This window comes from Erythrobacter sp. 'gip.4 top 5' (genome assembly GCF_056495765.1).
Genome location: NZ_CP200270.1, coordinates 2,816,704 through 2,837,605 on the forward strand (window position 1 = coordinate 2,816,704; position 20,902 = coordinate 2,837,605).

At 58.6% G+C, this 20,902-nt stretch carries 23 protein-coding genes and 1 pseudogene; 8 read left to right on the forward strand and 16 right to left on the reverse strand.

Features of this window, described 5'->3' with window-relative positions:
* Positions 1-352 precede the first annotated feature (352 nt).
* From ACRANW_RS13685 to ACRANW_RS13715, 7 genes and pseudogenes are all read right to left on the reverse strand, one after another.
* Positions 353-610 carry a hypothetical protein gene (locus ACRANW_RS13685; protein WP_479432309.1) on the reverse strand — a complete coding sequence of 86 codons (258 nt, stop codon included), beginning with the start codon at positions 608-610 and terminating at the stop codon, positions 353-355.
* Entirely contained in the window at positions 559-1,389 is an 831-nt protein-coding gene (locus tag ACRANW_RS13690) for a proton-conducting transporter transmembrane domain-containing protein (RefSeq protein ID WP_479432310.1), read from the reverse strand. The genes ACRANW_RS13685 and ACRANW_RS13690 overlap by 52 nt, the downstream gene beginning before the upstream one ends.
* Positions 1,386-1,634, reverse strand: coding sequence for a hypothetical protein (locus ACRANW_RS13695; RefSeq protein ID WP_479432311.1), 249 nt, complete (start codon positions 1,632-1,634; stop codon positions 1,386-1,388). The genes ACRANW_RS13690 and ACRANW_RS13695 overlap by 4 nt, the downstream gene beginning before the upstream one ends.
* Positions 1,635-1,852: 218 nt before the next feature.
* Positions 1,853-2,017: pseudogene (locus tag ACRANW_RS13700) on the reverse strand (monovalent cation/H(+) antiporter subunit G); the annotation flags it as partial.
* An 85-nt stretch (positions 2,018-2,102) separates the two neighbouring features.
* Positions 2,103-2,336, reverse strand: a complete 234-nt coding sequence (locus ACRANW_RS13705; protein ID WP_479432312.1) for a hypothetical protein — start codon at positions 2,334-2,336, stop codon at positions 2,103-2,105.
* A 4-nt stretch (positions 2,337-2,340) separates the two neighbouring features.
* On the reverse strand, positions 2,341-2,514 hold the full coding sequence (locus tag ACRANW_RS13710) for a hypothetical protein (protein ID WP_479432313.1): 174 nt from the start codon (positions 2,512-2,514) through the stop codon (positions 2,341-2,343).
* A gap of 534 nt (positions 2,515-3,048) precedes the next feature.
* On the reverse strand, positions 3,049-4,659 hold the full coding sequence (locus ACRANW_RS13715) for a hypothetical protein (RefSeq protein WP_479432314.1): 1,611 nt from the start codon (positions 4,657-4,659) through the stop codon (positions 3,049-3,051).
* A gap of 660 nt (positions 4,660-5,319) precedes the next feature.
* Here ACRANW_RS13715 and ACRANW_RS13720 point away from each other — a divergent pair.
* Positions 5,320-5,685, forward strand: coding sequence for a DUF7668 domain-containing protein (locus ACRANW_RS13720; protein WP_479432315.1), 366 nt, complete (start codon positions 5,320-5,322; stop codon positions 5,683-5,685).
* A 266-nt stretch (positions 5,686-5,951) separates the two neighbouring features.
* On the opposite strand, the gene ACRANW_RS13725 is transcribed toward ACRANW_RS13720, so the two are convergent.
* From ACRANW_RS13725 to ACRANW_RS13735, 3 genes are all read right to left on the reverse strand, one after another.
* Positions 5,952-6,821 carry an HK97 family phage prohead protease gene (locus tag ACRANW_RS13725; RefSeq protein WP_479432316.1) on the reverse strand — a complete coding sequence of 290 codons (870 nt, stop codon included), beginning with the start codon at positions 6,819-6,821 and terminating at the stop codon, positions 5,952-5,954.
* A gap of 133 nt (positions 6,822-6,954) precedes the next feature.
* Positions 6,955-7,203, reverse strand: a complete 249-nt coding sequence (locus ACRANW_RS13730) for a hypothetical protein (RefSeq protein WP_479432317.1) — start codon at positions 7,201-7,203, stop codon at positions 6,955-6,957.
* 181 nt (positions 7,204-7,384) lie between these two features.
* Entirely contained in the window at positions 7,385-7,717 is a 333-nt protein-coding gene (locus ACRANW_RS13735) for a hypothetical protein (protein ID WP_479432318.1), read from the reverse strand.
* 506 nt (positions 7,718-8,223) lie between these two features.
* Between ACRANW_RS13735 and tnpA the strand changes: the two genes are divergently transcribed.
* Genes tnpA through tnpC form a run of 3 tightly spaced genes read left to right on the forward strand, consistent with a single transcriptional unit; the run spans position 8,224 to position 10,581 of the window.
* Complete coding sequence (gene tnpA, locus ACRANW_RS13740; RefSeq protein WP_479431268.1) at positions 8,224-8,658, forward strand: IS66-like element accessory protein TnpA; 435 nt, start codon at positions 8,224-8,226, stop codon at positions 8,656-8,658.
* Positions 8,655-9,011 (forward strand): IS66 family insertion sequence element accessory protein TnpB, encoded by a 357-nt coding sequence (gene tnpB, locus ACRANW_RS13745; protein ID WP_479431269.1) that lies wholly within the window; start codon positions 8,655-8,657, stop codon positions 9,009-9,011. Before tnpA ends, tnpB begins: the two co-directional genes overlap by 4 nt.
* A gap of 31 nt (positions 9,012-9,042) precedes the next feature.
* Positions 9,043-10,581 carry an IS66 family transposase gene (gene tnpC, locus ACRANW_RS13750; RefSeq protein ID WP_479431270.1) on the forward strand — a complete coding sequence of 513 codons (1,539 nt, stop codon included), beginning with the start codon at positions 9,043-9,045 and terminating at the stop codon, positions 10,579-10,581.
* A 277-nt stretch (positions 10,582-10,858) separates the two neighbouring features.
* On the opposite strand, the gene ACRANW_RS13755 is transcribed toward tnpC, so the two are convergent.
* On the reverse strand, positions 10,859-11,599 hold the full coding sequence (locus ACRANW_RS13755) for a c-type cytochrome (protein WP_479432319.1): 741 nt from the start codon (positions 11,597-11,599) through the stop codon (positions 10,859-10,861).
* 311 nt (positions 11,600-11,910) lie between these two features.
* Here ACRANW_RS13755 and ACRANW_RS13760 point away from each other — a divergent pair, with 311 nt between their 5' ends.
* On the forward strand, positions 11,911-12,441 hold the full coding sequence (locus ACRANW_RS13760) for a DsrE family protein (protein WP_479432320.1): 531 nt from the start codon (positions 11,911-11,913) through the stop codon (positions 12,439-12,441).
* Between the two features lie 215 nt (positions 12,442-12,656).
* Here ACRANW_RS13760 and ACRANW_RS13765 read toward each other — a convergent pair whose 3' ends face one another.
* Together ACRANW_RS13765 and ACRANW_RS13770 are read right to left on the reverse strand one after the other, a co-directional pair.
* The gene (locus ACRANW_RS13765; protein ID WP_479432321.1) at positions 12,657-13,373 is read right to left on the reverse strand and encodes an IS6 family transposase; all 717 of its coding nucleotides are present in this window, start codon (positions 13,371-13,373) and stop codon (positions 12,657-12,659) included.
* 116 nt (positions 13,374-13,489) lie between these two features.
* On the reverse strand, positions 13,490-13,762 hold the full coding sequence (locus tag ACRANW_RS13770; protein WP_479432322.1) for a hypothetical protein: 273 nt from the start codon (positions 13,760-13,762) through the stop codon (positions 13,490-13,492).
* Between the two features lie 168 nt (positions 13,763-13,930).
* Here ACRANW_RS13770 and ACRANW_RS13775 point away from each other — a divergent pair, with 168 nt between their 5' ends.
* Positions 13,931-14,653: a Crp/Fnr family transcriptional regulator gene (locus ACRANW_RS13775; protein ID WP_479432323.1), complete on the forward strand. Its 723-nt coding sequence runs from the start codon at positions 13,931-13,933 to the stop codon at positions 14,651-14,653.
* Positions 14,654-14,842: 189 nt separating this feature from the next.
* Here ACRANW_RS13775 and ACRANW_RS13780 read toward each other — a convergent pair whose 3' ends face one another.
* The 3 genes from ACRANW_RS13780 to ACRANW_RS13790 all read right to left on the reverse strand — a co-directional run bounded on the left by ACRANW_RS13780 (position 14,843) and on the right by ACRANW_RS13790 (position 16,849).
* Positions 14,843-15,589 carry a ZIP family metal transporter gene (locus tag ACRANW_RS13780; RefSeq protein WP_479432324.1) on the reverse strand — a complete coding sequence of 249 codons (747 nt, stop codon included), beginning with the start codon at positions 15,587-15,589 and terminating at the stop codon, positions 14,843-14,845.
* Between the two features lie 231 nt (positions 15,590-15,820).
* Positions 15,821-15,991 carry a hypothetical protein gene (locus tag ACRANW_RS13785; RefSeq protein WP_479432325.1) on the reverse strand — a complete coding sequence of 57 codons (171 nt, stop codon included), beginning with the start codon at positions 15,989-15,991 and terminating at the stop codon, positions 15,821-15,823.
* A gap of 24 nt (positions 15,992-16,015) precedes the next feature.
* A complete protein-coding gene (locus tag ACRANW_RS13790) occupies positions 16,016-16,849 on the reverse strand; it encodes an IS5 family transposase (protein WP_479432258.1) in 834 nt (277 codons plus the stop codon).
* A gap of 277 nt (positions 16,850-17,126) precedes the next feature.
* Between ACRANW_RS13790 and glf the strand changes: the two genes are divergently transcribed.
* Both glf and ACRANW_RS13800 read left to right on the forward strand, forming a co-directional pair.
* Complete coding sequence (gene glf, locus ACRANW_RS13795) at positions 17,127-19,466, forward strand: UDP-galactopyranose mutase (RefSeq protein ID WP_479432326.1); 2,340 nt, start codon at positions 17,127-17,129, stop codon at positions 19,464-19,466.
* A 47-nt stretch (positions 19,467-19,513) separates the two neighbouring features.
* Positions 19,514-20,896 (forward strand): glycoside hydrolase 5 family protein, encoded by a 1,383-nt coding sequence (locus ACRANW_RS13800; protein WP_479432327.1) that lies wholly within the window; start codon positions 19,514-19,516, stop codon positions 20,894-20,896.
* Positions 20,897-20,902 lie beyond the last annotated feature (6 nt).

Sequence of the window (20,902 nt, forward strand, 5' to 3'; positions counted from 1 at the left end):
CTGCATATCTGGCAAGAATATGGCGCGCTCGGCATGAAAGCGATGGGCACGCATATTGCTGGCAAGTTATTGTCAGAACGGGCGCCTTTCGGAATCCAAGCGACTTTCACATGGGCCTTGAATGCGCAGCTTCTCGCGACGACCCTGGCAGCGTGGATCTTTAGGAATGAGTCGCTCATTCGCCATACCGTTCCCGGAAAATCGGTGTCCCGCTCGTCGGCGAACGGCGCGCGTGGTTCGCGATGCCACTGTCGGCCACGCCACAACCAGCGCAAGCGCCATCGGCAGCGTTATTGCGGGAAGCATCACTTCGGCAAGCGGCCATTGCCGTAATGACGCCTCGGGAGTGCGATCATGCACCACCATAAACCATGGCCGAGAGCGACACGGCAGCAAAGGCAACGTAGAACGTGGCAATATCTTGCGCCAGAAACACGCCAAGATTGCCCGCCAGCGTGAGGCACCAGAAACTTGCAAAAACACTGTTGTTGCGGCCCCCACCAAAGGTGAGTGCGACATGCCATCCGGCCACGGCCCACACCGCAGCAGTCATTCCGATCAGCAATGCGCCGCCCGGCACTGCGCCCAGTGCTGTGCTGTGCTGTGCCAAGCAGCAGATCGGGCAAAACCGCCGTGCCCGGCGCGCCCGCAATCGCAAAACCCAAGGCGGGCACCGGTGCGAGCGGAAGCAGCCACAGCTACAACCACAGCCTCGGCCGCACTCTCCCAGACAGCAACGGCACAAACCCGATCAGCAACGGCCATACCAGCACTGCAAAGGGCCAGAATTGGCCGATCAGAACAGGGCCGGGCATGTTCATTCCAGATACCCCCCGTCACAATCCGTCTGGCCCACCTCAATGGGCTGAGCGCGCTGGCCGCCAGCAAGCCCACGGCAGGCGCAACCATACCCATCGCACCGCGTTCTGCATGATCGTCAACTCTGGCATCATCCGCCCGTGGCATGAACCACAACCGATAAGCCAGCGGCAGAAAACACGCTGCGTCAAGCAGGGTTGAGGCAACCCGCACGCCGACCACCCAAGGCTTGCCCACTTCGATCGCGCCTAATGAAAAAGACACCGATCTCCACGGCATCGCCGCGCCAAGCCCGTTGAGCCCCTCGATCTTTTTTGCTCCGGCGCGTTCGTCAAATATCCCGGCACAGAAAAACAGCGTGATCTTCAACAACCCCTGGTGCACACGATGCACCAGTGCGCCCGCCATTGCCAGCAGCCCTGCCAATGCCGCGCAAAGCACGATATGGCTCACCTGGCTGACAGTGGAGAACGCAAGGCCGTTTTTCACCTCGCCCTGATCAAGCGCCCGTAACGAAGTCCACAGGATAGTGAAACTGGCCAGCACCGCCAAAGGCGCAAGCGCGTTCATGCCGTATCGTCTTTTGCCCGCGTTGCTCCGGGAGCCTCGGGTAAGCCGATCGCCAACAGTGCCAGCGTGGCCGCGATCGAAATGGTCAAACCCGTCTCGATCCCCAGGATGATCAATTTGGCATAAGGCTGCGGCAAGGTGAGAAACCCGCCCCACAACAAACCGCCTGCCACACCGCAAACAATAAACACCGCCGGGCCTGCCACCAGCAGCAAGCACCATACCGCCCTGGAATGCGCCGCCATTATTGTCTGCACCCGACCACACCAGAAACGCACCGAACAACAGACCCAGCGGCGGTAGCGCTCGGCCAAAACTGACCATCACCCCGCCCGGCCTCGCATGTTGCAGGGGGCCGAGCCTTTGATCCCACCCATCGTCGCGCGCCGGCGCCACCCCGCCACCTGCCAGCGCGGCCAGAACGCGCGCGGTAGCACCAGAGCATAAAACGCCAGATGAAAGCCTAGCGCCACCATTCGTCGCGCTCCGTCAGCTGCGCGGCTGTGCCCCGCGCCAGCATGATGATTTCAGGCCAGCCTGGCGCCTGAAAAGCAAGGCCTAGCGCGATAAATCCAAGGCCCAGATTGTCCGCCTTGGTCAGCGCGTGAAACCGGCTGAACACATCAGGAAAAACGAATGAGCCCGGCGGTGCCCGTCATGAATAATACCACCCCCTGCAGCCGCAAACACATGGGTTGCAAGATCACCCAAGGTCATGGCTTGTCTGCCCTGCTCTGGTGCCGATGCTTACCCAACGCAACAGGCGGCGGCACGTCTTCAGGATCGCCTGCACCATCGCTGCTGCGCGCTTTGACAAGTCCCACGACACACAGCCCTGCCAGCATTGCCAGCGTCAATGCGGCGAGCAGCACCGCCCAATTCCCCAGCGCTGCCACCACCAACATGAGAGCAACGCCTGCAGTGCCGATCAATTGCGCAGCCATCATCCGATCAGCCGCATGCGGCCCGCGCCACACCCGCCACCAACGCGCCCCAGATCAAGCCAAACAGCGCAACGCGGTGGAATATCGCCCTCAACTTGAAACTGCTGGAGAAGCTGACGTCCATCACGCCTGCTTGGTCAGACTGGATTACCGCTGCAACCGGTGGCTCGGAAATAAGCATCTATTGGACAGCAATCGATTGGCCAGCGCCAGGTCCACCGTGGCCACGAGCGCCCCATGTTGAAGGATATGCTGCAGCCAACCGGAGTAGGCATTGCCTGCAGGCGCTGTCCGGGGCTCGGTCGCGGACTTGGTCTGAAGCGGGCTTTATGCCCTCCAATCCGCCATAGTTGATCGTCGCTGGATCGCCGTAAAGAGGATGAGGTTGGCAATTTGCAAAAAAATGCCCAGGTCCGGGACTTAGCGGCCGTTCCTGCCTGATCGGTTCAGCGGCCAGTCCACCGTTAAAAACCGCTCTTCATCCCCCTTGCGCGGCGAGCACAAATTGCGACTTCAGGTGGGCTGCCACCGGCCGATCCGCTTGCCGGCTCTTGCGCGTGCAAAGCAGACATCCCGAACGCGAACATCGCAGGGCTGGCACAGGGCCGCAAGCAAGACGACGATGCTCAAGTCACAACAGTTTTAGCACGACTTCATTGGCGTTTTGTCGCATCCGCCAATTCCGTCACTCACACACTCCCTATTGCGCACCGCATTACCGTGAATGGCGCATCGCAAAGGCCGGATAGATTTCCTCATCGCCCCGGCGAATCTGCGCCTCCATCAGCGCGATCGCCGTATCGACATCGGCATTGGTGGCCCCCGTTGCCTGCGCCAGTTTCAGGCCATGATAGACAGTCGCGGGATATTCGGTGGTGTAGGGATACGCGCTCGGATCATCCACCGGCAGATCAAAACTCACCCATGGCTGGCGCGCAATATCGGCAGGCAGGCCCAGTGTCTGTGCCATTTGCCGCCAATCGCTGAACCATCGGCCCTCCAGTCGCGCGGGCAGATTGAGGAAACAGTAAGGCCCGGTCGCAAGAAAACGCCGCGCCAGAAACCTCTGTGCAAAGGCGACCTGCAATTGGGACCAACGCGGATCGCCATGCAATCGCCGCCCCCAATCCAACACATAACCAATGTAGTAGACGATTGAGCCTGTGTAGACGCCAGGTCGCTGCCCTGTCCGGAGCGATGCCCAGAATGTCGGATTGGGCTGGCTGTCACCGGCATCGCCTTCCCAGAACATCCCCAATTGCCCCATCCCCGGCACCGCAAGTGCCCTGATCGCGCGGTCCAGATTGGCAGACAGGATTGCATCAAAACGGTCTGCCGATGGCAACCAGTCAAGCGCTGGCATGGATCGGAGCAAAGCATAGGCCAACACCAGATCACGCATGGACCACGCCCAATCGCGGCCCTGATCCTGATCAACCAGCTTGCCGCTGGCACCGCGATAATCGGGGGTAACAGTATTCAGCACGGTGCACGCGGAAAATACCTGCTCCTCAACGAAGAACGGATGCAATTCGGACAGCAACGCGGGAATGAACGCCGGGCACGGGCGGTGCGCGTTATCGATGTCCCATTCAAACCGCATCCCGGGACTTACGCCGATGACTCTTTCTTCGGGGTAATTCTGATAATATTGCTGCACTTTCAGCGGTGTATTGGGTGTATCGAGCAGCAGCGGCAATCCATCGGCCCCGCGCACATGCCACGGGATCGATGCCGCGGTCAGCCCGTAGTTCATGGTGACGCGCCGCATCTCTGCGCTGCGTTCGATGATGTAGCGCGCCTGCCGGTGGACAATCGGCCCCACTTCATCGCGCAATCCTGTGGTCCCCATGGCCGGCGTAAGCCCGCCCTTGTCCAGCGGCGTGTAGTCCGGGACCGGGTCCAGATAGGACCATTGTGATGGGGCCTGCAGCCTTGGTCCGATGCCCCACGGCAACAACAGGCCGGAGGCTTGCCAGCGGTTCAATTCACGATCGGAGACAGGCCAGGCGCGCGATGCGACGACCCAGCGTTGGAAGTCGCCATGGCCGTATAGCGGGAAGCTGCGACCAAAGACGCTCGCCTGGTAACTGACCGCTGGAGTCTCTGCTGCCAAACTGGTCCAGCGTTGCCGCTCTACCACCACCACATCAAACGGCTTGCCATCCACCGGGGATGCCGCCTGCAAATACCAGATCAGCGCCCATGGACCCTTGCGCAGGAACACCCGCACCGTGTGCGCCCCCGCCTTTTGCCACAAGGCATCGGGATCATCGGCGGTGAAAATAGTGTCGCCCAGGCGCACGGGCGGCGCCTCAGCAGCCATAGCGGGGTCACGCGGGATTGCACCACCCCCGACTTGTGCTTGCGCTCGCAATGACGCGGGGCGGGGCGAAGGAAGACCGGGCGCTGCTATTGCTGCCGCAACACTGGCTATCATCAATCGGCGAGACAACACGTTATGTTTCCTCCGCAGGAGCACCTGGCTGTGATTCGATGCGGCAAGCTGTAATACCGCTCATATTCCTGCTGCCCGAGCAGACTATCTTATTCAATCGCCTAAAGGATTTGTAACGTCCATCATGGCAAGATTGCGATCGGCTGCTTTGCAACGCCGGTTCTTCCGCAAGCGACCGTAGACCTGGTGTAACGGAGCGCCACGTTAACCGGTTCCGGTCTTGCGTCCTGCACTGCAGAAGGCCGAGGTTAATCGTAAGTTTTGGCTAGCGCAATTCACATTGGATGTACCCGAGTTTGTCAATGCGTATCCCCGTGGCTTCAGCTGCACGCAATCGGCAGATTTTCGCGTGAGCCGCCGTTCCCTTTTGAGCACTGTCTGGGTTGCGCTGGTTAGCAGCCGACGCTGCCTAACTCACGCCGCGACCGGCGACTATGCCCCCCCTTCTGAAAAATTCCTGCCATTCTGGAAGCGACCAATTGCTGCCATTGGCCGCATCATACAAAACCTTTTTTTGGAGGTAAGCCGATGGCGCTGATCGATGATGCTGAACATTCGGTGCCAAAGCTATGGCGCGCCAAGTTCGCAGAGATTGCTGCTGCTTTAGCCGCTGGCGACTTCCAACTCTGCAAGTCGCACGTCGAAGGGGTTGAGCCGGTCGATCAGGATACTGCCGATCATATAGCTGCGAACGTTGCCGCGTATGGAGATCGCCTTGCACCGCTCGATGAAGCCACGTGGCATCATTCCATCTATCGCTGGGCGGGCGGTTATTGGGAGGTGCTGGTGGACCTCTCGACAGTAAGTGAGCCGGTCAGCGACCTCACTCTGCACGCCGAAGTCTACGAGGCAGATTGCTCGCGCTTGAAGATTGGTTCCGTTCACGTTCCCTGAGAGGTGTGCAGCGGCAGGAATCCACCCACCATCGGTCATCAGATGACGAGCGCCAGATTCCTGAAAGGTGACATTCGGCTTTGCCCTATTCGGCCTTCGGGTAACGGGGGCAATTTTGGCTTAATGCCAACGATCATCAGCAAGGTTAGCACTAGCAAGTGCGGTGAATGGCCAATGTGCCATACCTTTGGACAAAGGTAGGCTGGCACTGCTCCGCTGAAAAGCACCGCCCGCCTGATGAAAAACAAGGTTGGATTGATTGCGGGTCAGTTGCTAGTCGCACTGGTCGGCAGGAGGTGCATTTCCCAGCTTTCGTACCGGAATTCCCCTCCGTCGGTTGTAAACGAAGGCATGCGGCGCACGACTTCGGACCAGACACGCTCGGCGCCATCCGTCAACCTAGCAAGCCGTGGCACCGGACCGTCGACAAATGGACCTGCAGCGTTCGTTTCAAGAGCGCGCGTGCGATCGGCGTTTACATGGATCATCGGTGCCCCTGGCCTGACCTGGCAGGGTTCAAGGATGCCGATTAAGATCCCCTGATTGGTGATGTCGTCTTCGAAGCTCGCCATCAGCCAATTCCGGCCGGATCGCAGGACGACATCGCCTAGTGCCTTGGCCTTGCGACCTGAGACGCCAGCAGCGCGCAGCATGTCCGCAATATCGGCGGCGCTGGTGATGCTCTTGATCGCAGACACATGGGTTTTTGGATTGCTCGGCACGGTCACAAGACTGCCTTCGATCAGGTCGAGGTCCAGCAAGTGATTATCGCCGGTGCGCTGGTCGCGCTGTGCAGCTTTCGTCCGGTAGCCGATTGAAAGGCCGGTAAGCGCGCCTTCCTTGGCCAACGCCTGCGCCTCTTGCGCATCGCGTGTGGACAAGGTGAGCGAGCCTTTGACGTAAAGCCCAGCCGGTGTTTCCTGCCATTCTTTCCACGCTCCAATCGGGCGCTTCAGGTCATGGTGCAGGAGCATAGGAAGCGGTCGATTGCCACGCTCGGCAAGGGTACGCTTGAAGGCAGACGGCGCAATCCTGTCACCATGCGAGTCAACATTATCGAAGCCCGCAAGCAAGCCTTCGATAGAGCCCTTCTCGCCAAGCGATTTGATTTCAAAAGGGGAGGCCGCAAAGTCCATTAGACGCACCTTAGCTGTCGGACAAAAGCCCGGTTTTCAGCCAATGTGCGCGGACAGCCGCGAAAGCATTGGTGTCTAGACGCGGACAGCCGCGAGTTGACGAAGAGGGCCGTCGCATATTTCAGCCGTTTTGTCAACGGTTCATGCTCCCAGGATACGGTTCGAGGTGTGTCAGCACACCGTCATCGATCATGTCCGCGATGTGCCGAAACACCGCGCCAGCCTTCACGGTGCCATCCGCGACCACCACCTGTGCCGCTGAGAATGTCAGGATGCGATCCATCGCCACCCCAAGGGTCGCCCCTTGTTCGAGCATCAGCGCCAACGCGCGGTGCGCAATCTCATCACACAAGGCGCGGGTGTTCTTTTCTTCATCGGTCATGTCATGTCCTTTCGGTGGTGGTTTCGGGGCCAGCTAGCGCGATGATGGCGCATCCCTTGGTGACGGTAGCCAGCTTGCAGGCTTGCGTGCGAGACATGCCAGCGCGCCGCGCTAATGCTTCAACCTCGCGAATGGTGAGAGGGCGGCTATTCAACGCTGCCGCTGGTGGTGTTCAGGACGGTCAGCAGGTCGCGGACGCGAATGGCATGCCTTCATCGACTGATTGGATCACGTCAGAGGCAGAAATCGCGATTTCACGGTCGTCTGCCGCATCGTAGAACACAAAATACAGCTGCAACGGGCTGTGCTGCATGGTGGTCAATGCGGTGAGGGCCGCATGTAGATCGTCGGCGTCGGGACTTGTGCCGGCGAAATCAGCCAGAATCGTGAATGTAAGTCGCTGGAGTTGATCCGGGCTTATGGCCGCGAGCCTGTCAACGATCGTCAGGCACACCTGCTTGACGGGATCGCAGGTATCCCGATCAATCGTTTCTAGGATGTCCCGTAAGGCCATGGGTCAATTTATCACGCTTCAACTGGTGGCTGGAGGTGATGTAGCATGCGGCCCAAAACGTGGCTGTAATCAAGAATACCAGCACAGTTCCTGATGACCATCTCGCCCAGAAAAGGATCCTGCTTGGCGGTGTGCGACGACGTCCCGCGAATTGAAACCTCGGGTGCAGACATCGCATCCTCTCCAAAATCTACGTGCCATAGGACGCTCGTCCGATACGGTTGTATAGGCGCATCAAGAACGCCGGTTCCGCCAAGGTGGTAAGCTTCCTCGCGGCAGCATTGTTCTCCGCGACGGGTCTCGGTGATTGCCCTGTTCATCACGCTAGTGCCAATCACAATCACGATCCATGTCGCACCCGGCCATGTCGGCCCGTTACTAAAGAATCTTGCGATACTCGGGGCTTTGGCCCTGATTATGGGTAAGCGCTGTCCCGAGCCCACCTTGCGCGGTTGATGTGAAGCGCCGAGTTTCTGCACCCTGATATTGGGTGAGGCGCTGCTCCTATGATAATCTCTGGTGATGATCCTGTGAGCAAGGGCGCTCAGCGGTTCGAGGTATTCACTGGCGCCGGCAAGCGCCGCGACTGGTCCGACGCGGAGAAGGCTTCGATCATTGCGGAGTGCTGGCCTGGCGGCGAGCCGGTCACTGCAGTTGCTCGCAGGCACGCAGTGGATCCTTCCCAGATATACGGATGGCGCAAAGCGCTGATCAGGCGGTGCAGGGATCACGGTGTGGCTGTTTCAGTTGCCTTGGAACGGCAAGACCCTGCATTCGTGCCGGCGGTGATCGCGCCTGACCCTGTCAGACCACGTCGACGTCGGCGGGCCGAGCCCGCGGCGATCGAGCTGGAGATCGGCGGCGTGCTGGTCAGGGTCGGCAGCAGCGCTGATGCAGATACGATCGCCGCGGTAATCACCGCCCTTCGAGCATCACGATGATCGGCCCGGCGCCCGGCGCGAAGGTGATGGTGGCAACGCGTCCTGTGGATTTCCGCAAGGGAGCAGACTCGCTCGCCGCGCTGGTGGCAGCAGAGTATGGCGGCAAGCCCTATTCCGGCGTGATCTATGTCTTCCGCGCCAAGCGCGCGGACCGGATCAAGCTCGTCTGGTGGGACGGAACAGGCCTATGCCTGATGGCCAAGAGGCTAGAGCAAGGTGCTTTCAAGTGGCCCCGGATCCAGGAGGGCGTGATGCGGCTGACTGCGGCGCAACTGGGCGCATTACTCGAGGGTCTGGACTGGCGCAGAGTGCACGGCGGACGCCGCCCGATCGCACCCCAGATTGCTGCTTGACGGGGTGCACCGAGCCTGATTCAACCTGCATATGCTGATGGAAGCCGACCTTCCCGATGACGTTGATGCGCTGCGTGCGCTCGTCCTCGAACAGGCCCGCGCATTGGCCGATCTCAGCGATGCCAAGGGCAAGGCCGATGCCCGGATCGAACGGCTGCAGGCGATCATCGAAGCGTTCCAGCGGCACCGGTTCGGCCGCAAGTCTGAGCAGTTCGATCCTGATCAGTTCGAGCTGGCGCTGGAGGATATCGAGACCGCGCTGGGCAGCGCGCAGGCTGCGCGTGATGCCGCAGTGCCCAAGTCCAAGGGCGAACGCCCGCGCAAGACCAACCGCGGATCGCTGCCCGCCCATCTTGAGCGGATCGAGCATATCGTCGATGTCGAAGATAAGGCTTGCCCGTGCTGCGGCGGCGCGCTCCACCAGATCGGCGAGGATGTGGTTGAACGCCTCGATGTCGTCCCCACCACCTTCCGCGTGCTGGTCACCCGCCGTCCGCGCTATGGCTGCCGTTCGTGCGAGAGCGCGGTCGTGCAGGCTCCAGCGCCAGCACGGATCGTCGAAGGCGGCATCCCCACCGAAGCGTTGATCGCGCAAGTGCTGGTGTCCAAGTATGCCGATCACCTGCCGCTCTACCGGCAGGCGCAGATCTATGCCCGGCAGGGCATCCAGCTAGACCGTTCCACCCTTGCAGACTGGACCGGACGGGCGGCGTGGTATTTGCGGCCCATCCGCGATCACATCCTTGAGCGATTGCGACGATCCGAGCGATTATTCGCCGACGAGACCACCGCGCCCGTGCTCGAGCCGGGGCGCAAGAAGACCAAGACCGGCCAGATCTGGGCCTATGCCTGCGATGATCGGCCATGGGGCGGCGCTGACCCGCCGATGGTTGCCTATGTCTATGCCGCCGATCGCAAGGCTGAGCGAGCGCAAGCGCATCTCCGGGGCTTCGCAGGCATCCTGCAGGTCGATGGCTATGGCGCCTACACCGCGCTTGCCCGGCGTCATCAACAGATCCGCCTCGCCTTCTGCTGGGCGCACGTGCGCCGCAAGTTCTATGAGCTGGCCGAGAGCTCGCCCGTGGCCGCCGACGTGCTGCGCCACATTGCTTCCCTCTACGCCATCGAAGACGATATCCGCGGGCTACCTGCTGACGAACGTCGCGACGTCCGCGATCAGCGCAGCCGTCCGATCATCGACGACCTGCACAGGTTCCTCGAAGCACGCGGTCGGCAGGTCAGCGCCAAGGCGAAGCTCGGCGAAGCGATCAGCTACGCCCTCAAACGCTGGGATGGGCTGACACGCTTCCTCGACGATGGCCGCATCGATCTCGACAACAACGTCGTCGAGCGCGCCATCCGCCCGCTGGCTCTCAACCGCAAGAACGCGCTGTTCGCCGGCTCCGACGAGGGCGGCGACAACTGGGCGGTGATCGCCACGCTGATCGAAAACTGCAAACTCACCGGCATCAACCCGCACACCTGGCTGACCGCAACGCTAACCAGCCTCGCCAATGGTCATCCCGCATCGCGCATCGAAGAGCTCCTGCCGCACGCTCACGTGGGCTGAAAACACCGCTTACGATTATGGTGCGGGGACAAGGGATGTATGCGTTAGATAACCGAACAGTCCGGTGAGTGTATGCTCGCCGCCCCGCCCAACAACCCTCTGATGCGCCAGCAGTGCGGCCGGGCAGCGGAAACCACCGCGGATACATTCCTGCAGCATGCCTTCCCTGCGCACAGCACATCTGCGCGCTCAAGCTGATCCTTCCACCCGATCCTCAAACGAAGGGAGCGGCAAGACCCCGTGGCTCGACATAAGCGCATTTGGACGATGCGGGGCCCTAGCGGCTTGGTCCCGACGGCGGTGTGTTGGAAGGGGCGCCCAGCAACACTCCGCCCACGACCGTCCCATATCGCGAATAGGGCGTATCTTGGTGAAGTGCACGGGTCGCGACTGCACTGGCGGTGAAGCGCGGATCCTGCGAGCGGGTCTTGCCGTCGATGTAATGCGCTACGTCCCATGCCTCCTGCACAGACAAGCTGCCCTCGCCCCCTTGCGGCATGTTCGCGCGAATAAAGGCGGCAGCCTTGTCGATCCGCACCATGCCCGCGCCCCAATTATAAGAACGTGGGCCCCACAGCGGCGGGTAAACCGGACCGCCAGCGATTTTCTGCCCCGCGCCATCCGCGCCGCAGCAGCCACTGCATTTTTCAGCATAGACCTTGCCGCCCCGCCGATCGTCCGGCGCCAACGACGGAGCTTTGATTGCTGGATACCCGCGTCCTGAGGGCGACATTCCGCTTGGCAATCCGCGCGCCATGAAAGCGGCATAGCTTTCGATGGCGATCAATTCGCGGCTGCCCAACGGCGGCGGCGTGCCATGGAGGCTGTAGAGGAAACAATCCTGCAGACGTTTCTGAAAGGTGTTGATTTCGCCGTTCTTGGCGCGAAATGCGGGGAAGTTGACGAACGCCGCACACAGCGGCGCGGCTGCGGCTTTACGGCCGGCATCAAGATGGCAATTGCTGCACACCAGACCATTGCCGAAATATTGCGGCGCATGTGTCGCCGTGTCGGTCATCAGCTGTTCGCCGAAGCGAACGGCATCCCCAAATGCATCGTTTGGCGCATCGGCCGCCGAAGAAGGACTAAACGCCCCGGCCGCTTGAAGTTGCACCGGAACGGAGGGCGGTCCTGAGGGAAGGCGAGCCACGCCAATCAGCCAACACGAAGATACAAGCCGCGGTTGCGCCTTCAATCATCATGCCGACAAGAAGTTGCCGTTTCATCGCCAAAAATCCAGAAGATCTGCGATGTTCTTGTTCCAATCGCGTGCCCAAGGGTCATGATACGCTAGAGGCCCAATGGCTGCCACAGGGATGGACTGTTTCGATGATCAAATCTCTCGCCCTTTTCGCCATGATCGCAGCGTCACCTGCTTTTGCTCAGTCATCAGCTCCGCTGATCCCGGATTGCGGCAAGTTTGCAGAGATTGCTGATCCTTTTGAAGCGGTCGATCCCAGCCTGCGTTACAGGATCGTCTTCGACGTGTCTCGGCCCGCCCGCAAGTCCGGTGAGGTGCATCAGGGGCTGGAACGGGTCGCGCGGATGGTGAACCTGCTGGCGCGACACGGTGCCACGCCACAGGCCGGGGATATCGTCGTCACGGTCCACAGCCCGGCGGTAAGTTTTACCCTGAGCGAAGCCGCCTTTGCCAAGCGCTTTGAGGGCGAGGCGAACCCCAATGCAGAATTGATCCGGCAACTGACTGCCGCCGGGGTCAGCGTTCGGCTGTGCGGACAATCGATGGCTGCCAACGGGTTCGCACAGGAAGAATTGAACCCGGATGTGCGGGTCGATGTATCGGCGATCACCACCTTGGCGACCCTTCAACTCAAGGGCTATGCCGTGATACAGGACTGACGCTCGCATCCAAAGTAGCCTCGCCGGCCGTCGGTCAGCGCACTGACCGCGTGACCAGCATGGCGCCCCGCAAATCCCCAGCGGCAAATCCCGTTGCACGGTCCTTGGGATAGTTGGCGGCAATCGCCGTTTTCACTTCTGGTGCGATGCTGGTGCTGTCAGTCTAATCGCAACTCGTCTCCGATTGGCGAAGTCCGCCCTTCCCCGCAGTCAGCTCAGGCCATGAGGTTTCGCCACTCAGCCAGTGCGGCTGAGCGGGTAGTCTTGTAGGTCTGGCGGTCAGTGAGGTGGCGATCGAGAATGAAGTGGTTGTGGACCTTGGCGTGGACAGAAGAGACCTTTTGTAAACCTCTCATCTGGCGGAACCGCAACATGGCGCGTTCCCTTTGCCGGAATGGCAGATGGTTATTCTCGACCCGGATATTGGCCCACCGTCCAACCTCCTCTTTGTCGGAATTGCCGAGGGTGGTCATTCCCGCTTTGTAGGATCGCAGACCGTCGGTGGTGATCGTCGTTGGTCTTCCATGGCGCTTCAGCGCCTTCTTCATGAATTTGAGGGCTGCCTGCTTGTCGCGGGTCTTGGTGACGTAGCTCTCGAGGATTTCGCCTTCCTGGTCGGCGGCTTGCCAGAGGTAATGCATATCGCCGTTGATCTTCACATAGTATTCATCGAGATGCCACTTCCACTGGCGGAAGCCCTTCATCCGGCTCACTCGCTGGCGGCGATTATCACCGGCGAACAAGGGGCCGAACCGGTTCCTACAGTGCCGCACTGTCTCGTGGCATATATCGATCCCGCTCTCGGCCAGCAGATCCTCGACGTTCCGCAGGCTCAGCGGAAAGCGGACGTACATCATCGCCACAAGCCTGATGATCTCCGGCGGAGAGTTCAAGTAACGGAAAGGGCTGGCTGGCTTAAGGTTTTTGGGCATTGCGCCGCCCTAGCCTATCACACGCATTCCGTCAGCACGGTGCTTTCGCTCTGACAGAGCCCGCCAGCGGGTTTCGGGAGCTTGCGCGGCCGAGGCTAATTACCAGGAATGGATGGTCACGGTGAATCAGCCGAAAAGCTTTTGGACATCTCTTGCAACAGCCCGAGCGACTCGTGCATTCTGCGGCTTGACTCGCCGGTGCGTTCCGCAACTTCGGCCTTTACCTCGCAAGTTGTTTGAATAACCGAAAGGGCCTCATCGAGCGAAATAGTATTTGACTCTACCAATGCGTGAAGAATACTTTCGGCAAGAAGTAATGCAGCTTGCCCGTGAGCATCGGGTTCCTGCTTTTCACCAAAGTTATCATTCATTGTGATGGTGCTGTTCATTTTGATGTTTCCATGATATATGTTATCATCTTACTTCGCGACATTTAAATATGCGCAGACAATTGGAAGATAATAACTTGGCCATTATCGCTCCATAATTTGGAAGCAGCACAATGTAGATCAACATGCTGATGCTATTTTGTTTTAGCCAGGCCTAGGAGGGAATTTATGTTCGAAGCCTTTATCCAACATCTCAGTGGAAACGGAGTTCTCGGCGAAAGCGAGAAAGCGCTGCTAGCAGCTGCTTGCGTGAACGTGCGTGAGCTGAGAGCTGGCCACCACCTTATCCGCGAAGGTGACAAACCCGATCCGGTGTTCGTAATCCTCGAAGGCTGGGCGTGCGGTTACAAGCTTTTGCCCGATGGCCGGCGGCAGATCCTGTCATTTATGCTGCCGGGGGATTTTTGCGACATTCACATCGCCGTGCTTCGGGCTATCGATCACAGCATCATGACCTTGACGAAGGCCAAGGTTGCCACCTTGCCCCGCGCCGCGATGGAAGCGCTGATGAATGCGCACCCAAGCCTTACTCAGGCATTCTGGTGGGCGCAGCTGGTCGATCACAGTATTTCGCGTACGTGGATCGTCAGCATGGGCCGGCGCAAAAGTGTAGAGCGAGTGGCGCATTTGATGTGCGAACTGTATATCCGCATGCGCAATATTGGCCTTGCCGGTGATGATGAATGCAAAATGCCACTCACCCAGTTGGTGCTGGCCGATGCATTGGGCCTGACCCCGGTGCACGTTAACAGGGTGCTCAAGGTGCTTAAGACAGCCGATGTGATGGAATTGAGTGGTGGCTCGCTCAGAATTCTGGATCCTTACAAGCTCGCAGAAATTGCCGGGTTTGACCGGGATTATCTGCATGAACGGATCCGCTTACGCGCATGAGTTCAATGATAATGGCAAGCCAGTCCTTCTGACGGATTTCTCCAAAGTCCCGAGGTCGGCCTCACTAACGAACAACTCGTCTTCATCCGTTTTCGAAGCAAATTTCGTCACGGAACCTTTCTTCTATCTCGCGCTGCGGCAGCAACCCCCAAGAGGCGTCCAGGACTTCCTTTGGAGCCAGATCGACCATCATCGCAGGCGTAAACTGTCATGAAAAATTTTCGGGCCGTGCGTGCTCGTTAACAGCTTGGCCATCACGACGAATAGCATCGCGCCTGCCGTAACACCGAAGACCCACGGAGAAGCGGCCGACCAAGACCGAACGATCATAACTGCGATGATGCTACCGACGGGTTCAACCAAGCCTGAGGCCAACGCCACCAAGGCACAGCGCTGTCGATTCTGGCCCAGCGTGACCAGCAGGCCTGCAATCGCCATGCCTTTAGCTACGTTCTGGATGCCGATACCAAGGGCCGTGGCCCGCCCAAGTTGCACATCACCCCCCATAAAACTCAGCCCAACAGCAGCACCTGTGGGGATATTATGCAACGTCAATGCAATTACATAGAGAGGAATGGGTTTCAGGTCAGCGCCGCGGCGCCGGATCATGTGGGTGTCAGTGGCGCTCAAATATCTAGCGGCGCGATCAATGAGTGAACCAAGTTTCGCCATCGCTACCATGCCAATAATCATCGCGCCAACAATGACTGCTATCGCGATCATACGTGAAGCACCGCCTGCCTCCGCCCAATCGATTCCGGGAATGATCAGCGAGAAAATCGTAACCAAAATCACGACGCCAGCGGCGAAGCCGCTTACCACGCTTTGCGGCTTTTCAAGGAGCGGTCCGCGCATCATCACGATCAAACCGCCAAAGCCGGCCATCGCCCCTGCTACCACACTAGCGATCACCCCGAGGACGGCGAGCCTATCCATTTGTCATCGCCATAAACACGCAGTCGTCACGGGCCTATTGGTTCGCCGCCAGATCGGCAGCGAACCGGCATCGACGTCAGTCATTGATTTAGGCACGGGTTGAATAAACATGCCGAAGATCGTCGGTCCAAACCTTGCGATTGCTTAGTGGGCGAAGCGATGTTTGCCCTGCCATCCAAGCCCCCATGCATCGCGCAGCAACAAGGCAAACTGACATCAATTGGGGTGAACTCACAACGCTGAAGCCGATACATCATCGTTCTGATTGCGGTCCACATGCCCCTGACCACGGGAGGTATGTTCCTTGCGAGCTGGAAGCTGCGCCAGACTGACAAGAGCCACGATTAACGGAACGCCCAAAATCCAGAATGGAAGTAACGCAGAACCAAAAATATTTGCCATCTGAGAGCCCGATTCAAAAGTTTGTCATGCGTAGCAGTATCTTGCGGTTCTGCGTGTGAGCATACGGATGCTGGCGATGTGCGCCCAAGCGGTTGACGAGGCGATGGATGTTTCCCAGTCTTTGGCCAATCGGCGACATCTGCCTAGCCAGGCGAAGGTGCGTTCGACGACCCAGCGGCGGGGCAACAGGACGAAGCCTTTGGCGGTGTCGGACCGCTTGATGATTTCCAGCGTCCAGTCTCCATGCCCCCTGAGGGCGTCCCGAAGCTTGTCGCCAGCATAGCCGCCATCGGCGAACACGTGGCGCAGCCAAGGGAAGCGATATCTGATCGCCTTGAGCACATCGACGGCGCCATCGCGGTCCTGAATATCGGCGGCGTGGACGAGAATGAAGATCAGATAGCCGCAGGTGTCGGTGACGATATGGCGCTTTCGGCCCTTGACCTTCTTGCCTGCGTCATAGCCGCAAACCCCGCCGCTTTCCGTGGTTTTGACGCTCTGGCTGTCGATCACGCCAGCGCTCGGCGAGGCTTCGCGTCCCTCGACCTCGCGCAGGTTCATCACCAGCACCGTGTTGATGCTGGCGAACAATCCGTTGTCACGCCATGCGTAAAAATAGCGCTGCACGGTCGACACCGGCGGGAAACATTTGGGCAGCATCCGCCAAGCACAACCACCCGAGCCGATGTACAGCAGCGCGTTCAACACCTCGCGCATGTCGGTGCTGCGTCGTCGGCCCCCGGTTTTGGCGGGCGGAATGAACGGCGCCGTCAGCGCCCATTCTCGCTCCGTCAAATCGCTTGGATACCGCAACCCATCCCGGCTATGTTCGCAACGGGCAATACCAGTCCATGTCATGTGCCACTCCATCTGCTCGCACAGACGGCTGAATCACATATGGCGGGTATTGCTCAACAACTTTCGGATCGGGCTCTGAAAAACCTCATAAAATAAATCAACAATTTATCGATATTTTGAAAAGATATTTCGATTCCTGAAATAACCTAGATAAAGGTGGGCAAATATATTTTTGCAAATCTATTGATCCACATCATCATCGAAGATCTTCCCTAGTGTTAGGCCTAATCTCATTCGCTCGTAATCTTGCAGCGGAGGATTTTTATCTGGGGGCTTCATGCATCGCTCGAGACAAATTGGCGAATTTCGCGCTTACGAGCCAAGACCGGTAATTTTTTGCTTTTCGCATCTACGTTGGGATTTGGTGTTCCAGCGTCCGCAACACATCATGACCCGGCTGTGCGGCACCTTCGACGTGGTTTATTGGGAAGAGCCACGCGTCAGTGCAGAATGCACTGAACCTTACCTCGAGCGGATTGATTTGGACCGTGATTTGGTTCGCGCCGTGCCTGTCCTGCCCGACAGCCTCGACAGGGACGAAACGGAAGCGGCACTGCAACAACTTCTGCAAGATGAAATGGCTATATACGCAACGCCGGTCCTATTCTGGTACTATACGCCGATGATGGCGTCATTTGGCGAAAGCCTGCAGCGTAACCTCACAATTTACGACTGCATGGACGAACTCGCCAACTTCGCCTTCGCCCCCATGGACATGGCCAATCGTGAGGCCAGACTGATAGCACGCGCAGATTTGGTGTTTTGTGGTGGCCGCAGCTTGTATGAGGCAAGGCAGGGGCAGCACGACAACATCCATTGCTACCCCTCCGGCGTCGATATCGCGCATTTTGCCCGCGATCCTGACACGATAGCTGAACCTGTCGATCAGGCCGAACTACCCGGCCCCAAGCTCGGATTTTATGGCGTAATTGACGAGCGTATGGACCTGCCTTTGTTGGCGGAAATGGCAAGATTGCAGCCAGAATGGTCGTTCATAATGATCGGTCCGGTCGTCAAAATCAGCCCAGAGGCGCTGCCCCGCGCGGCCAACATCCACTGGCTGGGCCGCAAAGAATATGCCGAGCTTCCCGATTATGCCGCGCACTGGGATATCGCCTTGATGCCGTTCGCGCTGAATGCGTCGACCAGGTTCATCAGCCCAACCAAGACACCGGAATACATGGCAAGCGGCCTTCCTGTGGTGTCAAGCCCGATCAAAGACGTTGTCGATACGTTTGGGACGCTGCAAAGCATTCGTATTGCAGAAACCGCGGCACAATTTTCGGCCGCCTGCAAAGATCTGCTGACGGCAGATGCTGATACGCGCACGGCATGGTTGCTCGAAGCTGCGCACTGCCTGGCGGATAAAAGCTGGGACAGTATGACTGCTCGAATCACCGTTCAACTGAAGAAAGAACTTGTCGCGCGCCAAGTCGCGGACATCGTAAGCGTAGTGCCTGCAAAACTTCGCCGTCACTATGATGTGCTGATCGTTGGAGCAGGTTTTGCAGGCTCCGTGATGGCCGAACGGCTCGCTGCCGGCTCAGGCAAATCCGTACTGGTGATCGACAAGCGCGATCATATCGCCGGCAATGCCTTTGATCATCATGATGCGTCCGGCATCTTGGTGCATAAGTACGGTCCACACATCTTCCACACCAACAGCCGCGACATTTTGGACTACCTGTCGCGCTTTACCGCCTGGCGCGAATACGAGCATCGCGTTCTGGCATCAGTTGACGGGCTGCTCGTGCCGGTGCCCATTAATCGGACTACGCTAAACCAGCTGTACGGATTGGACCTCGCCGACGAGGATGATGCCGCAGCCTACTTCAAATCTGTGGCTGTCGATGTTGGCGAGATTTGCAATTCGCGCGATGCCGTGATCTCTCAGGTCGGGCTGGATCTCTACGAGAAGTTCTTTGAAGGCTACACCCGCAAGCAGTGGGGTGTAGACCCGTGCGAGCTCGATAAGAGCGTGGCTGCGCGTGTACCTGCGCGGACCAACACCGACGACCGTTACTTCACTGACACATTTCAGTGCATGCCAAAACACGGTTACACAGCAATGTTCGCAGCAATGCTGAAACATCCCACGATCGATGTGATGACTGGAACTTCCTATGCCGATTTGCCCGATGAGGTGAGCTGGGATCATCTGGTCTGGACCGGGCCGATTGACGAATTTTTCGATCATCGGATGGGCCACTTGCCCTATCGATCGCTACGTTTTGAGAACGAAACATTCGATGTCGAACAGCTGCAGAGCGTAGCAGTGGTGAATTACTCCAACATTACCGTACCTTATACCCGCATTACGGAATACAAACATCTGACCGGGCAGCGCGCACCGAAGACCAGCATCACCCGCGAATATCCGGCAGATGATGGCGATCCCTATTATCCCGTGCCTAACCCGGCAGCGCAGGAGATGTTTCGAAGGTATGAAGTTATGGCGCGCGCGCGCGGCGACGTTACCTTCGTTGGGCGCCTGGCGACATATCGCTATTACAACATGGACCAGATTGTGGGACAGGCGCTGGCAACCTGGCGAAGGCTTGAGGCGCGCTGGCAAAGTGAGGCCGCATCCGAACAGAGCTTGGCGGCCGCTGAATAGAGGATGCCGCGGAACTTCACCCCCATGCAATCCGAAAGATAGTGCCCTTGTTGCCTGATGAAAGTTGGGTGCGCTGCGCAAGTGGTGCGCCCTATTTCGAGACCGATTTGGGTAAAGCATGGGCACCGGTGGGCCATAATGAAGCCATAACCTGGCCTCACCTCGCCCCCCTGTATCGGCGCCGTGATATCGGCACGGTGGACCGGCATTTTGCCATGCTCAAAGACCAAGGCGTTACGTGCCTGCGGCTGATGATGGATTACAGCCAGGTTCGTCATCGAAACCTCGAAAGCCGGTGCGGTCATTTCAGTCCGGCCATGGTGCAACTGTGGGACGATTTGATCGCGCTGGGCGAACGACACGAAATTCGGTTCTTGTTGACCCCGTTCGATACCTTTTTCATGGGGCGGCGGTGGAAGTTGCATCCCTATTCGCGCACCAATGGCGGGCCTTGTCTCTCGCCACGCGAGATGTTCGGGTGTTCACAGACACGCGGCGCGATCATCAATCGCCTAGTGTTCATGACGCGGCGGTGGGGACATAGCCCCGCGATCTTTGCCTGGGACTTATGGAACGAAATCAGTAGCTTCTATGCTTCCGGAGATATTGCTGCGGTCCATGATTTTGTATCCGATGTATCGGTGGCCCTGCGGACAGAGGAACTTCGATTCCATGGCCGCTCGCACTTGCAGACGGTATCAGTATTCCTGCCGTTGCTCGACACACAACCAGGCCTCGCCGACGTCGTATTCAGGCATCCCGAACTGGATTTTGCAAGCATCCACCTCTACGAAAAAGGGACAATCGATTGCCCTCGGAACTCACTCGCCCCGGCAGAGGCAACGTTCCGCCTAATGGCGAAGGCACTTGCACAATGTCCGGTCAGTCGGCCCGTGCATGATAGTGAACATGGGCCGATCCATTCCTTCAAAGACCGTAAAATCACATTCTCCCAGAAATTCGACACCGAATGCTTTCGTCGAACACAATGGGCTCACTTGGCGAGCGGTGGTTCCGGTGGCGGAATGCGTTGGCCTTACCGCAACCCTCATGTGCTCCTGCCCAAGATGCACGATGCTCAGCGGATTTTATCGGATTTTCTGCCACTGGTTGACTGGTCAAGCTTCCGCCGGACCCCGCTCGAAGGCAGGTTGAGGGTGGATGATTTTCAAGGTCTGATCGGTGGCTGCGGCGACGTCTCGCAGGCGATCATTTGCTTGATGCCCAAAGCAGGGTATTGCCGCAAATCACACGTAGTTGGCCTTGACGGGCTTGTATCGGGGAACTTCGACGTAACCCTGGTTGACGTGGAGACAGGAAAACGCACATCACTTCAAACAAGCAATGGCAGGGATGGGGTCCTGAGAATCCCGGTGGATTGTCGCGGCCACGATCATGCCATCGCTGTTACCCTGAAGAATGGTCCATGAAGGATC

Excerpts from the sequence above, each read along its gene's own strand:
- ACRANW_RS13690 (WP_479432310.1), bottom strand. The coding sequence starts at position 1,389 with ATGAACGCGCTTGCGCCTTTGGCGGTGCTGGCCAGTTTCACTATCCTG.
- ACRANW_RS13695 (WP_479432311.1), bottom strand. The coding sequence starts at position 1,634 with ATGGCGGCGCATTCCAGGGCGGTATGGTGCTTGCTGCTGGTGGCAGGC.
- ACRANW_RS13705 (WP_479432312.1), bottom strand. The coding sequence starts at position 2,336 with ATGATGGCTGCGCAATTGATCGGCACTGCAGGCGTTGCTCTCATGTTG.
- ACRANW_RS13710 (WP_479432313.1), bottom strand. The coding sequence starts at position 2,514 with ATGCTTATTTCCGAGCCACCGGTTGCAGCGGTAATCCAGTCTGACCAA.
- ACRANW_RS13715 (WP_479432314.1), bottom strand. The coding sequence starts at position 4,659 with ATGGCTGCTGAGGCGCCGCCCGTGCGCCTGGGCGACACTATTTTCACC.
- ACRANW_RS13720 (WP_479432315.1), top strand. The coding sequence starts at position 5,320 with ATGGCGCTGATCGATGATGCTGAACATTCGGTGCCAAAGCTATGGCGC.
- ACRANW_RS13725 (WP_479432316.1), bottom strand. The coding sequence starts at position 6,821 with ATGGACTTTGCGGCCTCCCCTTTTGAAATCAAATCGCTTGGCGAGAAG.
- ACRANW_RS13730 (WP_479432317.1), bottom strand. The coding sequence starts at position 7,203 with ATGACCGATGAAGAAAAGAACACCCGCGCCTTGTGTGATGAGATTGCG.
- ACRANW_RS13735 (WP_479432318.1), bottom strand. The coding sequence starts at position 7,717 with ATGGCCTTACGGGACATCCTAGAAACGATTGATCGGGATACCTGCGAT.
- tnpA (WP_479431268.1), top strand. The coding sequence starts at position 8,224 with ATGATAATCTCTGGTGATGATCCTGTGAGCAAGGGCGCTCAGCGGTTC.
- tnpB (WP_479431269.1), top strand. The coding sequence starts at position 8,655 with ATGATCGGCCCGGCGCCCGGCGCGAAGGTGATGGTGGCAACGCGTCCT.
- tnpC (WP_479431270.1), top strand. The coding sequence starts at position 9,043 with ATGCTGATGGAAGCCGACCTTCCCGATGACGTTGATGCGCTGCGTGCG.
- ACRANW_RS13755 (WP_479432319.1), bottom strand. The coding sequence starts at position 11,599 with ATGACCGACACGGCGACACATGCGCCGCAATATTTCGGCAATGGTCTG.
- ACRANW_RS13760 (WP_479432320.1), top strand. The coding sequence starts at position 11,911 with ATGATCAAATCTCTCGCCCTTTTCGCCATGATCGCAGCGTCACCTGCT.
- ACRANW_RS13765 (WP_479432321.1), bottom strand. The coding sequence starts at position 13,373 with ATGCCCAAAAACCTTAAGCCAGCCAGCCCTTTCCGTTACTTGAACTCT.
- ACRANW_RS13770 (WP_479432322.1), bottom strand. The coding sequence starts at position 13,762 with ATGAACAGCACCATCACAATGAATGATAACTTTGGTGAAAAGCAGGAA.
- ACRANW_RS13775 (WP_479432323.1), top strand. The coding sequence starts at position 13,931 with ATGTTCGAAGCCTTTATCCAACATCTCAGTGGAAACGGAGTTCTCGGC.
- ACRANW_RS13780 (WP_479432324.1), bottom strand. The coding sequence starts at position 15,589 with ATGGATAGGCTCGCCGTCCTCGGGGTGATCGCTAGTGTGGTAGCAGGG.
- ACRANW_RS13785 (WP_479432325.1), bottom strand. The coding sequence starts at position 15,991 with ATGGCAAATATTTTTGGTTCTGCGTTACTTCCATTCTGGATTTTGGGC.
- ACRANW_RS13790 (WP_479432258.1), bottom strand. The coding sequence starts at position 16,849 with ATGACATGGACTGGTATTGCCCGTTGCGAACATAGCCGGGATGGGTTG.
- glf (WP_479432326.1), top strand. The coding sequence starts at position 17,127 with ATGCATCGCTCGAGACAAATTGGCGAATTTCGCGCTTACGAGCCAAGA.